The organism is Archangium gephyra (assembly GCF_042230915.1).
In the GTDB taxonomy this organism is placed as follows: Bacteria; Myxococcota; Myxococcia; order Myxococcales; family Myxococcaceae; genus Archangium; species Archangium gephyra_B.
The window spans coordinates 9,564,945-9,579,966 of record NZ_CP102578.1; the positions used below are offsets into that span (position 1 = coordinate 9,564,945).

Here is a 15,022-nt window from a genome sequence, read left to right on the forward strand (position 1 = left end):
CATTTGTTCAGGGTGGCGACGCTCGCCAGTTTCCGGCCAGACGTCGCGTCCGGAGCCGGAAAATCGGCTTCGGAGCGTTGTGCCATGCCTCACACCGGCCGTGAAGGAGCCGTCAGGTCGGGCATGGCTCGGGTGGCCTGGCACCTGAGGTGCCCCTCGGAAGCCGCCCCGCCGGGCAGCCGGGCAGGCGTGTGGGGCGGCCTTCACACTTCTTTACCCCCGCGAAAAGCGCCCGCAACGGGCCTCTCGCATTCTGTCCATCGTCGCCGATTGACGGCGCCCACGAACAGAAAGCGGGGCCCCCGAGGCCCCTGGGAGTTACACGCCATGACCACGAAGAACAAGCTGCTCATCGCCGGTTCCGCCGTCCTCGCCTTCGTCCTCCTCTCCGGCTTCCGCGGCGGACACTTCGGCGGAGGCCCGCGCGACCCCGAGCGCGTGAAGCAGATGATCACCTGGCGGCTGGATGACCGCCTCGAGGAGCTGAACGCCACCGAGGAGCAGAAGCAGGCCATCCACGGGCTGAAGGACTCGCTCTTCGAGGACGGCAAGCGCCTCTACGAGGAGAACAAGGGCGCCCGGGCGCAGATGCTGGAGCAGTGGGAGTCGGCCAACCCGGACTCGCGGGCCGTGCACGCCCTGGTGGACACGCGCGTGGACGCCTTCCGCGCCTTCGCCCACAAGGTGGCGGACGCCGCCCTCCAGGCCCACCGCATCTTCACCCCGGAACAGCGCCAGCAGTTGACGGCCAACGTTCGTGAGCACATGAACGCTCGCTAGCGCTCACCCGGCGCCCGGTATCCATCCATGCACACATCCGGGCACAATCGGTCCCACGGACACTTTGGGGCACGTCTCCAGTGAGTACCCTGGGGGCGTGCCCCAGAACTACGACGAGTACGCCCGCCGCATCCGCGGCTACGCCCAGTTCGCCGAGGTGAACGAGTACGCCCGTGTCATCGAGGGTGGTGTCGAGTTTCCACTCTTCCGGCTCACGACACCCGGCGACCGTTGGCTGGTCATCACCTCCGGCTTCCACGGTGAGGAGCCCGCCGGTCCGCTCACGCTCTGCCACCACTTCGCGGACATCGCCGCCTACGCGCGCGAACGCGGCGTGGGCCTGCGCGTCTACCCGTGCATCAACCCCTCGGGCTTCGTGGACGGCACCCGCTACAACCGCAGCGGGGAGAAGCCCAACAACGACTTCATGCGCTACGAGACGGCCCCCGGCGAGTGGAAGGGCGAGCTCACCCGCGACGAGCCCTTCCTGCGCTGGGCCCTCTACGAGGGCGGACCCAAGGAGACGCGCGCGGTGCGCTCGGACATCGCGCGCTACCCCGCGCCCGCCGCCGCGCTCGACATCCACCAGGACAACTACCTGCCGGACCCCGCCACCTACGCCTATACCTTCGGGGACAAGGCCGCCTACCGGCCCCTCATGAAGGCCGCCTCGGCCCATGCCCAGGTCATCCGCAACGAGAAGGTGGACGAGCACAACCGCACCGACTCCGACGGCCTCATCGAGTACCACGATGGCAGCGTCACGGATTACTTCATGCGCCTGGGCGTGCCCTACACCACGGCACTGGAGACCACCACGCGGACTCCGCTAGAAGCCTGCCACGCCATCAACCTCATCTGGATTCGCGGCTTCATCGACCTGGCCGCGCGTGGAAGCGGGAGCACATGATGATTCGCCGTCCTCTGGGCAACACCGGTCTGCAGGTCTCCGTGCTGGGTTTTGGAGCGGGACCGGTGGGCAGCCCAGAGCTGTCCGAGTCCGAGGCCGAGGCCCTCTTGAAGGGCGTGCTGGACGCGGGCATCAACCTCCTCGACACCGCCCCCAGCTACGGGCAGTCCGAGGAGCGCATCGGCCGCGCGCTCCAGGGGCGGCGGCAGGACTTCGTGCTCTCCACCAAGTGCGGCTACGGCGTGCCCGGCGTGGAGGACTGGACCGGGCCCTGCATCACCCAGGGGATTGACCTCGCCCTGCGCCGGCTGCGCACCGAGTTCCTCGACCTCGTGCACTTCCACTCGTGCCCGGTGGACGTGCTGGAGCGCCCCGGTGTGGTGGACGCGCTCCGCCACGCCGTGCAGCAGGGCAAGGTGCGCGTGGCCGCGTACTCGGGGGAGAACGCGCCCCTGGGCTGGGCCCTGCACTCGGGGGCCTTCGGCTCCGTGCAGACGTCCGTGAATCTCTTCGACCAGAAGGTGATGGATTGGGGCCTGCCCGTGGCCCGGGAGCGGGGCATCGGGGTCATTGCCAAGCGCCCCCTGGGCAACGCGCCCTGGCGTCACTCCGAGCGTCCCTCCGCGCCCGATGTCGCCACGTACTGGGACCGGATGCGCGCGATGGGGCTGGATACCGAGGGGCTGGACTGGAGTGAGCTGGCCCTGCGCTTCGCGGCCTTCGTGCCCGGCGTGGCCAGCTGCATCGTGGGCACCACGCGGATGGAGAACCTCCAGCGCAACGTGCACGCTCTGGAGAAGGGCCCGCTGCCCGAGGCCATGGTGGAGCGCATCCGTGCCGCGTTCCGTCAGCATGACCACGGGTGGGAGGGGCTCATCTGAAGAACCGAGGGGGCGAGCAGGAGGCCGGCGGCTCCCCTCCCCGGCCCCTACGCATCGGCCTCCCCGCCCTCGCTTGTCCGGGCCGCCCGGCATCCGCATCGTCCAAGAAGGTGCATCGTCGATAAGGACGGGTGGATGGATGTCGAATGAGCGGCGCTCGGGCCCCGTGGACATGCTTCGCAACCTGGCCCTGTCGCTCGAACGGCTGGCGGCCCACGAGGCCGCGAGCGGTGTCGTGCGCGGTGCGGCGGACGGGCTGCGCAAGGAGATACCAGAGCTCGAGGGACAGCTCCGCACGCTCCTCCAGGACACCCTGACGGTCCTCGGGCGCCTGGCGCATGAGGCGGCCGAGCGCGAGCAGGTGGACCCCGGGGCCACGGCGCGCGCGATGGCCGCCTCGGCCACCCAGGGATTGCTGGAGGTGCTGGAGCGGGAGTGGCAGGACGGCGGCATGCCGCTTCACTCCTTCATCGAGCGGCTCAACCGGCTCCTGGATGGCGTGGTGGACTTCACCCACTTCCGCGCCGAGGAGATTCGCACCCCCAGAGAGCGGGCCCAGGCCATCACCGAGACCATGGTGAGCACGGTGGTGCAGCAACTCCGTGAGGAGGTGCCGGCCTTCGCGGAGGAGTTGCGGACGCTGGCGCCCCTGGGGGAGGAGCTCGCCTCGAAGATCGGGCAGGGGCTCGTCGCGGGCATCGAATCGAAGCTCCGGGAGAACCCTGACGCCTTCGGAGAGCTGCTCGAGCGTGCTGGCCGGAAGCTGGTTCGCGGCCTGGCCGCGGGCATCCGCGAAGAACTGGCTTCCAGCCCCGCGGTGTCGGGCGAGGCGCTGGGAGCGTCGCTCGAGACGCTCGCCGAGCGCACAGCCGCCGCCACCGTCCGGGGCGTGGGCGGGGCGCTGACGGACCAGGTGCGCACCTGGCGAGACGCCCGCGCGGGGAACGGGTCCCTGCGGCGGGTGACCCGGGAGCTGACACAGGGAGCGCTGGAGGCACTCGGCACGGGCCTGCGCCGCCCATTGATTGCCGTCGCGAGCGCCGGCGGTCTCATGACGCTCACACTGCTGTCGATGCACTGGCGGCGCCGGGCCTGGTGATCCTCGCGCACGGGGAAGTGCTCGCCACTTGCCAGCGGCGGGGGCTCCCCGCACACTGCGCTCCTTCGTGGGAGCGCCAGGGCCGGGCGCACTCGCCTGGAGGCAGTCGTGAGGCGCTGGAATGGTTGGGGAGACGCCGCCGTCAGCCATCCGCTGCCGGAGAGCGCTGCGGCTGTCCTCGCGGAACGTATCGGGCCCGGTACTCCTCCCCGTGATGCCTCGCTCGCCGAGGTACTCGCCTCGGTGCCCGCCTCCCGGCTGCCACCCCACCCGCTCGTCTCCACCGAGCCGGAAGTCCGTCTGCGCCACGCCCGTGGCCAGAGCTTTCCCGACCTCATCGTCATGCGCAGCGGGCGCGTCCCCGCCTTCCCGGATGGCGTCGCCCTCCCCCGCGATGCCGAGGAGGTGCGCACCCTGTTCGCCTACGCGCGCGACGCGGGCGCCCGCCTCATCCCCTTCGGTGGTGGCACCAGCGTCGTCGGCCACGTCAACGTCGCGCCCGGTGACGCCCCCATCCTCACCGTCTCCCTCGAGCGTCTCCAGCAGCTCCACTCGCTCTCCGAGGAGGACCGGCTCGCCACCTTCGGTGCCGGGGTGAGCGGACCCCACCTCGAGGACGCCCTGCGCGCCCGCGGCTACACGCTCGGCCACTTCCCCCAGTCCTTCGAGCTGTCCACGCTCGGCGGATGGATCGTCACCCGCTCGCGCGGGCAGCAGTCGCTCGGCTACGGGCGCATCGAGAACCTCTTCGCCGGAGGGCGGCTCGAGGCTCCCGCCGGCTCCGTGGTGCTCCCCTCCTTCCCCGCCAGCGCCACCGGGCCGGACCTGCGTGAATTCGTGCTCGGCTCCGAGGGCCGCCTGGGCATCCTCACCGAGGCCACCGTGCGCATCTCCCCGCGGCCCGAGCGCGAGGAGTTCCACGCCCTCTTCTTCCCCGACTGGGAGCGCGCCCGCACCGCCGTGCGCGAGCTAGTGCAGAGCGGCACGCCCCTGTCCATGCTGCGCCTGAGCACGCCCCAGGAGACGGCCATCAACCTCGCCCTGTCCGGCCACCCGCGCATGGTGGGGCTGCTGTCCGGCGCACTCTCCCTGCGGGGCGTGGGCTCGGACGGCTGCATGCTCGTGCTCGGCGTGTCCGGGAGCCGGCGCACCGTGGAGTTCGCCGAGCGCACCGCCCTGGGACTCGCGGGCCGGCACGGCGCGGTGCGCATGCCCCTGCTGGGACAGAAGTGGCTCAAGGGCCGCTTCCGCGCCCCCTACCTGCGCAACGCCGCCTGGGAGCGCGGCTGGGGCGTGGACACCGTGGAGACGGCCACCTCCTGGAGCAACGTGCCCCGCCTGCTCGCCGCCGTCGAGGACGCCTTGCGCGGGGCGCTCGCGGACCAGGGCGAGCGGGCACTCGTCTTCACGCACCTGTCACACGTGTACGCCACCGGCTCGAACCTGTACACGACATTCATTTTCCGGCTGGGAAAGGATGCCGAGGAGACCCATGCACGCTGGTTGGCGCTCAAGACCGCCGCCAGCCGCGCCATGGTGGCCCACGGCGGAACCATCAGCCACCAACACGGCGTGGGCACGGACCACCGGCCCTGGGTGGAAGCGGAGAAGGGCGCACTCGGCCTCTCCGCCATCCGGCAGATGTTGGGAGCATTCGATCCGTCGGGCCTGCTCAATCCGGGCAAGCTCGTCTGAGACCTGGCAGCAGGGGGGAGTCGCAACACCATGTCCGCATCCACTGAACGAGAGGCGCTCTGGGGAGCGCTGGCACATCCCTGGGATTTGATCATCATCGGCGGCGGCATCACCGGCGCCTCCGTGCTGCGTGAGGCCACTCGCGCGGGGCTGAAGGCCCTGCTCGTCGAGCAGCGCGACTTCGCCTGGGGCACCTCGAGCCGCTCCAGCAAGCTGGTGCACGGAGGCCTGCGCTACCTCGCCAACGGAGATGTGCCCATGGTCCGCCAGTCCATCCGCGAGCGCCAGCGGCTCATGGCCGAGGGCAACGGACTGGTGGTGCCCCTCGACTTCATGCTCACCAGCCACCCCAGGGAGGGCGGCAAGCACTGGCAGGGCCGCGCCGGCATCTTCGTGTACGAGCTGCTCACCGGCAGGTGGCCTCGCGGCAACCACGCGCCCCCCCAGCTGCGCGAGCTGGAGCCCTCGCTCGTGCAGGAGGACGGGCTCATTGGTGTGCCTTATGACGAGGCCTGGGTCGACGACGCGCGGCTGGTGCTGCGCATCCTCCGCGAGGCCGTGGCGGCGGGAGGCTCGGCGCTCAACCACGTGCGCGTCACCGGCCTGCTCCGCGAGGAAGGCCGCGTCGCGGGCGTCGAGCTGACGGACACCGTGGGACAGCGCTCCGCCACCGTCCGCGCCCGGGCCGTCGTCAACGCCACCGGCGTGTGGGCCGACTCCGTGCGCGCGCACCTGTCCGCGGCCCCCAAGCTGCGCCCCCTGCGCGGCAGCCACCTCGTCTTCTCCTCCCAGCGCTTCCCCCTCGCCCACGGCATCAGCTTCCGGCACCCGCGCGGTGACCGCTTCGTGTGCATCATGCCCTGGGAGGACTCCACGCTCGTCGGCACGACGGACCTGGACCACCAGCCCTCGCTGGACCTGGAGCCCTCCATCTCCCCCGAGGAGGTGACCTACCTCATGGAGGCAGTGGAGTCCCGCTTCCCCGCGCTGCGGCTCACCCGCGACGACGTGGTGTCCTGCTACGCCGGCGTGCGGCCCGTCATCTCCTCCGGCGCGAGCGACCCGTCCAAGGAGTCCCGCGAGCACCTGGTGCTCGAGGAGGAAGGACTCGTCACCGTCACCGGCGGCAAGCTCACCACCTGCCGCGCCATCGCGCACGATGCCCTGCGCGCCCTCCGTCGCCGGATTCCCGAGCTGGCCGCGTTGAAGCCGGAAGGGCCCTTCCTCGACACGGCGCCCTCGCTGGAGGACGTGCCCCTCTCCGCCGAGGCCCGCATGCGCCTGCAGGGGCGCTACGGAGCGGACGCACCCGCGCTGGTGGCCGCGGCCCGGCCCGGGGAGCTCGCCCCCGTCCCCGGCACCTCCACGCTCTGGGCGGAGCTGCGCTGGGCGGCCCGCACCGAGAGCGTCGTCCACCTGGATGACTTGCTGCTGCGGCGCGTGCGGCTGGGGTTGCTGCTGCCCCGGGGTGGCACGGCGCACCTGCCCGCCCTCCGCGCCATCTGCCAGCAGGAGCTGGGCTGGGACGACGCGCGCTGGGAGTCCGAGGCCCGCGCCTACCTGACGCTCTGGCACACCCACTACGCGCTGCCCGAGCAGCCCCACCTGCCCATGGAGAACGAGGCGACGCCCAAGCTGCCGCCCGTCCGGCTCGCCTCGTCCCAGACGAATCCGGTGCGAGTGCGGACGGTGAACCTCCAGGGCGGCCCCGTCCACTACGCCGACTACGGCGGGAGCGGTCCCACGCTGGTGATGCTGCACGGTCTGGGCGGCTGCCATCTCAACTGGCTCCCCGCCGCACCCCTGCTGACGAAGCATGCGCGGGTGCTCGCGTTGGATTTCATCGGCTTCGGGCGGACGCCCATGGCCGGGCGCTCCGTCGGCGTGGCGGGCCAGCGGGAGATGCTCCATCACTTCCTCACGGAGGTGGTGGGCGGGCCCGCGGTGCTGGTGGGCAACTCCTGGGGCGGACTGGTGGCGCTCGCCCACGCGGCGCAGGCGCCGGAGACGACGGCGGGGCTCGTGCTCGTCAGCCCCGCGCAGCCGCCTCCACGCGGCACGCGGTTGGATCCGGTGCAGGCCGGACGGCTCGTGCTGCACACGATGCCGGGAGTCGGCGAGTACATCCTGTGGCGCGATGGCAAACGGGGCGGTGCGCGCGGCCTGTTCATGGACATGCTCACCCTGGGGTGCGCGGACGTGCGGCGCGTCCCCCAGGAGGTGGTGGAGGAGAACACGGCCCTCATCGCCGAGCGCATGGAGCGCATGCCCCTGGGCCACTCCGCCAGCTACCTGCGGGCCACGCGCTCGATGATCCTCACGCTCCTGGGCCGGAGCCGCTTCGAGTCCTGGGTGCGCGGTGTGCGGGCCCCCACCCTGCTGGTGCATGGCCGGCAGGACCGGCTGGTGCCCGTGGCCTCCTCGGAAGCCCTGGCCGCCCTGCGCCCGGACTGGAGCTTCGAGCCCATGGAGGACATGGGCCACGTGCCCCAGATGGAGGACGCCCCCCGCTTCGTCGAGCGGATGGCGCGCTGGATGGGCGAGTCGATGGCGGCCCCGCAGCACAGCACCGCGCTCGCCGTGCGATAGACCCGACGTTCAGAGGGAACCCCCGCCCAACATGCCGTCCACCACACCTTCCGAGCCGTCGCGCCGTCCCCGCATCAACAAGCCCATCGTCGCCTACATGGTGCTGGTGCACGGGCTCGCCGCGTCCGCCTTCTGGCTGCCCTGGCCTCCCTACGCACTGCCGGTGGCGCTCGTCATGTACGTGAGCATCGGGCTCGGCACCACGGTGGGGCTGCACCGGCTGCTCAGCCACCGCGCCTTCCACTGTCCGCGCTGGGTCGAGTACGCGCTCGTCTCGGTGGCCATGCTCACCGGTCAGGGCAGCCCGCTGCTCTGGGCCGCCACCCACCGCCTCCACCACGTCCACACCGACCTCCCCCAGGACATCCACTCCCCGCTGCGCGGCTTCTGGTACTCGCACATGGGATGGATCCTCGATGACGACTCGACGGAGCCCGAGGCCTGGCGGACGTACTGCCGGGACATGGCCAACGACCCCTACTACCACTGGCTGCTGCGCTACCGGATGGTGCCCCAGGTGCTCGCGGTGGTGCTCTTCGGCGTGACGCTCGGCTGGAGCCTGGTGCCCGCCTGCTTCTTCCTGCCCGTGGTGTGCTGGATGCAGAGCACCTACTGCGTGAACTCGGTCTGCCACGTGAAGGCCTTCGGCTTCCGCGACCACGACACGCGCGACCTCAGCCGCAATGTGTGGTGGGTCGCCGTGCTCGCGCTCGGTGAGGGCTGGCACAACAACCACCATGCCTTCCCGGGCTCGGCACGGCACGGCCAGGGCTGGTGGCAGCTGGATCCGGGCTGGGCCTTCATCCGGCTGCTGCGCTGGCTCGGCCTCGCCTGGGACGTGCGGCTCCCCGGCCAGCGCGCTCCCGAGGTCCCGCAAGAAGCCCCGACGGTCTGAGACACGTCCTTCCAGAGAGACAACCCCATGCGGATCGCCGTCATCTCCACCTATACGCACCCGACCCGGCAGCGCATCAAGGAGCCGTCCATCATGCAGTCCTCGGTGCCCGAGCTCATCGCCGGGCTCTGTCCCGAGGACGCCGACATCGAGCTCTACAACGAGAAGGAGACGGACATCCCGCTCGACCGGGACTGGGACCTCGTCTTCTTCTCGTACCTGCACTCCTACTACGAGCACACCAAGGTGCTCTCCACGCTCTTCCGCCAGCGCGGCATCGTGACGGTGGCGGGCGGGCGGCACGCGAGCCACTTCCCGGAGGACTGCGAGAAGTACTTCGACGCCGTCATCACCGGCGAGCCCGAGCCCAACGTCCCCGCGCTCGTGGCCGACTTCCAGCGGGGGCAGCTGAAGAAGCGCTACGCGCTGAAGTCCAAGGGCGTCACGGACATCCGGCCGTACCGCTACGATCTCATCGACTTCTCGCACAACAAGGTGCGCCTGCCCGGCATCGAGGCCTCGCGCGGCTGCCCCTTCAGCTGCAACTTCTGCGTGCTCACCGGGCACGAGCGCTACCGCTACCGCCCCGTCCCCGAGGTCATCCACGAAATCCAGACGCGCATGCGCTGGAACAAGAACTTCCTCGGGCTGATGGATGACGCGTTCGTCTTCCTGGACAACAACCTGGGCGGCTCGCCCAAGTACCTGCGCGAGCTGTGCGAGGCGCTCCTCCCGCTGAAGAAGACGTGGGGCTGCGCGCTCACCTTCAACGTGCTCAAGGACGAGGCGCTGGTGAAGCTGATGGGCCGCGCTGGCTGCCGCTACATCTACACCGGCCTGGAGTCGCTCAACCCCGAGTCCATCGAGGCGATGAACAAGGGCCAGAACAAGCTGTCCGAGGTGAACACCGTCATCCAGCGCGCGTTCTCCAGCGGCATCCTGCTGTCCTTCGGGCTCATCGTCGGCTCGGACGGAGACACCAACGAGTACCTGGAGAAGGTGCCCCAGTACCTGGCGGACCTGCGCTACTTCTCCATCACCTTCCTGGGCATCGTCAGCCCCTACCCGGAGACGCCCTTCTTCCGCGAGGTGGCCTCCGAGGGCCGCCTGCTGCCCGGCACCATCAGCCGCGACTACGACGGCTACACGCTGTGCCACCGCCCGAAGCACCTCCACCCCTCCGAGGTGGTGGAGCACTTCCAGCGGCTGTGCCACACGCTCGGCAGCTTCTCCAACATCGCCCGGCACTACGGGTCCAAGCTGGGGCTGAGCGACCTGCCCCGCTACCGCAGCACCATCCTCTTCTCGGGGCCGGAGATCCTCAGCATCCGCAACCCGGTGAAGAACACCTCGCGGCGCTACATCGCCGGGATGGACCCCATCGAAGCCTGGGACGCCCAGCAGATGGTGCGGCTGGGACTCGAGCCCCAGCGCATCGGCCCGCCAGGCTCCGTGGCCCTGACGGGCTGAGCCGCGGACGGGCTACTTGCCGCCCGTCGTGCTCTGCACCATGCGCCGCATCTGCTCTTTGTACTCGGCCAGGGTGCCCAGGCCCACGGCCGCGCGGCGCGCGTCCACGTTGGCCTCATCCTCGATGGGGCGGAGCACCAGCTGGCCCTCCACCGTGTGGAACTGGGTGCCGTAGCGCTGCGGCTTGCCCTCGGCCACCAGCACCCGGTCCGTCAGGTACGCCAGGTCCTGCGGCGAGCCCTCGCCCGCCGCCACCGACTTCTCCAGCAGCGGCAGGCACTGCCTCTGGAAGGCCACGTCCAGGTCCGCGTGCTGCACCAGCAGCCACGCCGCCTGCGCGCCCTTCTGGCCCACCAGCGTCTTCGTGGGCCAGCCCACCTGCGCGACGATCTCCTTCATCCGCGCGGTGTTCTTGATGTCGATGGCCTTCATGCGCTCGTTGGCTGCCGTGTCCTTGAACCGCGCCGCGCCCGCCGCGCGCCGCGCCACCTGGTCCTCCTCCGCCATGCGCAGCAGCTCGTCGCGCAGCTGCGGATTCTGGGCCTCCATCAGCTTCGCCTCGTTGGCGGCCGCCCTCTCGGCGATGCGGGCGAAGGCGGGCTCCTCGCGCAGGGAGGAGAGATCCTCGTCCTGCTTCAGGTGCCCGGCCTCCGCGAAGCCGGCGTCCACGGCGCGCTCGAGCCAGGTGAGGGCCTCGGCCTTCTGGCCCGCCAGGGCCGCGGCGCAGGCGGCGTTGTAGCTCATGCGCTCGTGGCGGACGCCCTGCTCCCAGGCCTGCTGGTAGAGCGGGAGCGACTCGGCGCTCTTTCCGCTCATGAGCAGCGCGTCCGCCTTCATCGCCAGCGCGCGGGCCTCGGCCGTGGGCGCGGGAGCGGCGGCGGGGGCGGCAGCAGCGGCGGGCGCGGAGGCCGCGGGCGTCTCGGGAGGGGCCGCCGTATGGGCACAGGCCGACAGCAGGCTCAGGGCGGCGAGCCGCACGATGAGGCGGTTCATTCAGGTGTCTCCAGCGGGGATACGGACCGGCGGAATGCCGGCCGGGGGGGCCGGGATGCTACCGGAGAACGAGCGCCTGCCCTCCTGATTGGGCTCCAGCCGGGCGGCCATGTCGCCCCTGGGATATGACGGCTCCGTCAGCCAACCCCCTGGGATTGCGGGGGCTTACCTGCCCCCGGGCAATTTGGTTTGACTTCCAAGTGGATCGACCGGACCTGTTCTGTCCGATAGAGTGGGGAGCCATGAATTTCGTGAGCCGGAAGCTGTGGATCGTCGGAGGAATGGGCCTGGCGCTGAGCGCGTGTGGGGCGAGGCAGGTGGCGCCGGTGCAGCAGTACAGCCTGGGCGTGGCCCGCGCGGACTACCGCGACTACACGGGAGCCAAGGCGAACATCTGTGACGCGGAGCCCCGCTGGCTGACGGACGAGCTGAGCGCGGTGAACGGACTGATGACGCGCTTCCTGTCCGAGACGGAGCAGGTGAAGAACCCGCAGTCGGTGGACTACGCCCGCTCCGTGGAGCTGCTGAAGGAGGCGTCGGGCTCGCTGGAGAAGGTGCTGAAGGTGCACCAGAACAACCTCCAGGCCGTGCAGAAGTGCGGCTTCGCGAAGTCCGGGGCCTTCCCGGACATGACGAAGCGCGGCACGGAGTTGCTGGAGCAGGCGCGGGCGCGGCTGGCCGAGGGTGGGCAGCTGCTCGCCCTGGAGGAGGTGCAGCGCAAGTGGAAGGAGGAGGCACCGCAACGGGAGCAGGCGGCGCGCGGAGAGTGGTGCGCGAAGACGCCCGAGGTGGGCAGCACCGACCTGTACTACGCGCGCAAGCACGCCGACGGCCGCACCGAGTGGTTCTTCTGCGACGGGCACATCGTCCAGTCCGCCGCCGGAGGCGAGCCCACGCTGGTGTCGCCCGAGGGCCTCAGCGCGAAGGATCGCCGCAAGGTGAAGCCGCCGCGCTACTTCGAGGCGGCCCAGGGCTACCCGGTGGAGGAGATGGACAAGCAGCCGAAGAGCCTCGCGGACGCGGCGCCCGCTCCCGCCCAGAGCACGGCCTCGGACGGGAACTGAGCCCCGGCGCTACGGCGCGTACGTCACCACCAGGTGGTTGGCGGTGAGCACCATCCCGCGCGGCACGGCACCGCTGCCCGGCAGGGTGAGGTCGAAGGCGAAGGGCAGGCGGAGCACGCGCTCGTTCATCGCGTTGCGCAGCATGCCCTCGGCCTGGCTGTTGGAGTTGCTCTTGAGCTTCGTGCGCGAGGCATGGGCCCGGGCCACCAGGGCGTTGTCGCCGCTCATCGACAGCTCCACCACGAAGTCCGCCACCACGCCAGAGGCCACGCCCGAGGTGAACTTGCGGACCTCGGCCTGGTAGGCCTTGGGGACGCTGCCGGTGTAGCGGATGTTCTCGCCCCGCAGCTCCGCCCGGCAGGTGAGCGTGTTGAGCGGACCGAAGCGCACCTCGGAGATGCGCTCGATGATGACGTCGCCCTGGAGCTTCTGGTCGAAGTTGCGGGCGGCCATCCGCATGGGCAGCAGCTGCGCGGCCAGCTGCTCCAGCGCGGCGGGCGAGTAGTACATGGAGAAGGAGCGCCCCGCCTTGCCGGGTGCACGCAGCCCCTCGGTGTAGCGGGAGACGGACTGGAGGGCCCGGTCGAGATCCTGCTGCTCCTGGGTGAGGCGCTGGTTGTCCCGCTCCGCCGAGCGCAACCGCGCGGCGGCACTCGTGCCACAACCAGCCCCCGCGACGGCGAACACCCCCAGCAGGGCCAGCCAGAGCGCCCTCATGGCCCCACCACCTTGCAGGTGCCCTGGGACACGCGCCACTCCCCCACCTTGCGGGGAGCGGAGAAGGTGGCCGTCATGGAGTAGGGCTGGCCGCGCAGCTGGAAGCGGGCATGGACGGCGCCCGACTGGGGCAGCCCCGGCACCTGCGCGCTGGCCGGTGCCACTCCCGCGCAGCCCAGGTTGCCCAGGCCGGCGGCACCCTCCGCCTGCGCCATCACCTGGTAGGACTGCTGGAGCTCGGCCCTCTTGCGGTCCAGCTCCGCCCGGAGCTCCGCGTTGCGCGCCTCCAGCTCATCCGCGCGCCGCTCCGTGGCGGAACCCGAGGAAGAGCGCGAGCCGCTCCTGCCTGAAGCACACCCGGCCGCGCACAGCGCGAGCACGGGCACCCAACACCAGCGGGACATGTTCATGGTCCCGCCACGCTACCACCCCTCACCCGCCCAGCCGGGACAGGCGCTCGGCGAGGCGTGCATCGCCCCCGGCCTCCAGCGAGCGCAGCAGGGCCGGCAGCGAGCTGCCTCCCGCCACCAGGTGGCCCTCCACGTGCGGGCGCAGCGCGCTCCAGCGCTTCTCCCAACCCTCGCCGGAAGCACGAGGCCGCTCCCCCAGCAGCGTGCCCAGACGCAGCGCCAGCTCGGGCTCGCCGAGCACCTCGGCCTGGCGGGACAGCAACCCGATGGCGGCCTGGACCGGAGCACCCGCGGGAGCCCGCTTCCACTGCTCCAGCGTCCGCGGGAAGGCCGAGGCGTCCAGCTCGGACAGCAATTCCAGCGCCACCCAGAGCGGCAACCGCGGCTCGCCTTGGGGGGCCACCACCTTCGCCATCAACGAGGTGAACACCGGGCCCAGCGCGGAGTGGCTGGCCGGGTCCACGCCGCCCAGCACCCGGAGCGCGCGCCGCGCCCGGCGGGCCTGGAGCGCCACCTTCCAGCTGCGCCCTCCCACCCGCGCGTCGAGCGCGGTGAGCGCCTCGGCGGCCGCCGTCACCTGCCCGGCGGAGGGCTTGCCCCCGCGCACCCGGGGAGGCAGCGAGAGCTTCGGAGTGGCGGCGGCCGCGCCCTTCGCCCCCTTGGGAGCGGGCGCGGATTCGCTGGACACCTCGTGGTAGCCCTCGCGCAGCTTCTCGGCCACCTTGCGCTCGTACTCGCGCCGGGCGCCCTCCTCGTCGGAGAACTCCTTCTCCTTGCGCTGACCGTCGGTGCCCAGCCGGCCATACACCACGATGAAGGTGTTGCCCTGGACCTCGGCCATCCAGAACTTCGCGCTGGTGCCCTCCACGAACTCGAACCTGCGCATCGTGCTGCCCCTCCCGTACCCGGTGTGCGGATGAGGCGCCGGACGCTACTACGACGCGGCCCCACCCGCGCGCCCGGAGCGCTAGCATCGCGCGCATGATTCGTTCAGCCACCCCCGCCGATGTCCCCGCCATCGCCCGGCTGATCCGGGCCCTGGCCGAGTACGAGAAGCTCTCCCATGAAGTCGTCCTGCGCGAGGAGGAGCTGCAGCAGCACCTCTTCGGCGAGCGGCGCTACGCCGAGGTCGTCCTGGCCGAGGACGGCGGACAGGTGGTGGGCTTCGCCCTCTTCTTCCACAACTACTCCACCTTCCTCTCCAAGCCGGGCATCTACCTGGAGGACCTCTTCGTGCTGCCCGAGCAGCGCGGCCGGGGGCACGGCAAGCGCCTGTTGTCGCACCTGGCCAAGCTCGCCGTGGAGCGGGGCTGCGGGCGCTTCGAGTGGTCCGTGCTGGACTGGAACACGCCGTCCATCGAGTTCTACAAGTCCTTCGGCGCGGTGCCGATGAACGACTGGACGGTGTTCCGCGTCACCGGCGACGCACTGCAGCGGCTGGCCCGGGCCGCTTGAGTCGAGCCCGGTTGCCCTCCATCCGGCCTGCCGCGGAGCGTCGCCGGGCATTGATTACCGAATC

The 15,022-nt window shown here is 71.0% G+C and carries 14 protein-coding genes; 10 read left to right on the forward strand and 4 right to left on the reverse strand.

The window, feature by feature from the left end:
• The first annotated feature begins 327 nt into the window (after window positions 1-327).
• The 8 genes from NR798_RS37595 to NR798_RS37630 all read left to right on the forward strand — a co-directional run bounded on the left by NR798_RS37595 (window position 328) and on the right by NR798_RS37630 (window position 10,319).
• Complete coding sequence (locus tag NR798_RS37595; RefSeq protein ID WP_375767376.1) at window positions 328-780, forward strand: Spy/CpxP family protein refolding chaperone; 453 nt, start codon at window positions 328-330, stop codon at window positions 778-780.
• A gap of 97 nt (window positions 781-877) precedes the next feature.
• Window positions 878-1,690: a hypothetical protein gene (locus NR798_RS37600; RefSeq protein WP_375767377.1), complete on the forward strand. Its 813-nt coding sequence runs from the start codon at window positions 878-880 to the stop codon at window positions 1,688-1,690.
• Entirely contained in the window at window positions 1,690-2,571 is an 882-nt protein-coding gene (locus NR798_RS37605) for an aldo/keto reductase (protein WP_375767378.1), read from the forward strand. Before NR798_RS37600 ends, NR798_RS37605 begins: the two co-directional genes overlap by 1 nt.
• Before the next feature lie 139 nt (window positions 2,572-2,710).
• Complete coding sequence (locus tag NR798_RS37610) at window positions 2,711-3,670, forward strand: hypothetical protein (protein WP_375767379.1); 960 nt, start codon at window positions 2,711-2,713, stop codon at window positions 3,668-3,670.
• 108 nt (window positions 3,671-3,778) lie between these two features.
• Window positions 3,779-5,365 carry an FAD-binding oxidoreductase gene (locus tag NR798_RS37615; protein ID WP_375767380.1) on the forward strand — a complete coding sequence of 529 codons (1,587 nt, stop codon included), beginning with the start codon at window positions 3,779-3,781 and terminating at the stop codon, window positions 5,363-5,365.
• Between the two features lie 30 nt (window positions 5,366-5,395).
• The gene (locus NR798_RS37620; RefSeq protein ID WP_375767381.1) at window positions 5,396-7,954 is read left to right on the forward strand and encodes an FAD-dependent oxidoreductase; all 2,559 of its coding nucleotides are present in this window, start codon (window positions 5,396-5,398) and stop codon (window positions 7,952-7,954) included.
• A 31-nt stretch (window positions 7,955-7,985) separates the two neighbouring features.
• Entirely contained in the window at window positions 7,986-8,849 is an 864-nt protein-coding gene (locus tag NR798_RS37625; protein WP_375767382.1) for an acyl-CoA desaturase, read from the forward strand.
• Between the two features lie 27 nt (window positions 8,850-8,876).
• A complete protein-coding gene (locus tag NR798_RS37630; RefSeq protein WP_375767383.1) occupies window positions 8,877-10,319 on the forward strand; it encodes a B12-binding domain-containing radical SAM protein in 1,443 nt (480 codons plus the stop codon).
• A 12-nt stretch (window positions 10,320-10,331) separates the two neighbouring features.
• Here NR798_RS37630 and NR798_RS37635 read toward each other — a convergent pair whose 3' ends face one another.
• Window positions 10,332-11,312 (reverse strand): DUF6624 domain-containing protein, encoded by a 981-nt coding sequence (locus NR798_RS37635; RefSeq protein ID WP_375767384.1) that lies wholly within the window; start codon window positions 11,310-11,312, stop codon window positions 10,332-10,334.
• 242 nt (window positions 11,313-11,554) lie between these two features.
• On the opposite strand from NR798_RS37635, the gene NR798_RS37640 reads away from it, so the two are divergent.
• A complete protein-coding gene (locus NR798_RS37640) occupies window positions 11,555-12,376 on the forward strand; it encodes a hypothetical protein (protein ID WP_375767385.1) in 822 nt (273 codons plus the stop codon).
• Window positions 12,377-12,385: 9 nt separating this feature from the next.
• On the opposite strand, the gene NR798_RS37645 is transcribed toward NR798_RS37640, so the two are convergent.
• Genes NR798_RS37645 through NR798_RS37655 form a run of 3 tightly spaced genes read right to left on the reverse strand, consistent with a single transcriptional unit; the run spans window position 12,386 to window position 14,389 of the window.
• On the reverse strand, window positions 12,386-13,093 hold the full coding sequence (locus NR798_RS37645) for a hypothetical protein (RefSeq protein WP_375767386.1): 708 nt from the start codon (window positions 13,091-13,093) through the stop codon (window positions 12,386-12,388).
• Window positions 13,090-13,497 (reverse strand): hypothetical protein, encoded by a 408-nt coding sequence (locus NR798_RS37650; RefSeq protein WP_375767387.1) that lies wholly within the window; start codon window positions 13,495-13,497, stop codon window positions 13,090-13,092. The genes NR798_RS37645 and NR798_RS37650 overlap by 4 nt, the downstream gene beginning before the upstream one ends.
• 28 nt (window positions 13,498-13,525) lie before the next feature.
• A complete protein-coding gene (locus NR798_RS37655) occupies window positions 13,526-14,389 on the reverse strand; it encodes a WGR domain-containing protein (RefSeq protein WP_375767388.1) in 864 nt (287 codons plus the stop codon).
• A 95-nt stretch (window positions 14,390-14,484) separates the two neighbouring features.
• Between NR798_RS37655 and NR798_RS37660 the strand changes: the two genes are divergently transcribed.
• On the forward strand, window positions 14,485-14,958 hold the full coding sequence (locus NR798_RS37660) for a GNAT family N-acetyltransferase (RefSeq protein WP_375767389.1): 474 nt from the start codon (window positions 14,485-14,487) through the stop codon (window positions 14,956-14,958).
• Window positions 14,959-15,022: the final 64 nt, after the last annotated feature.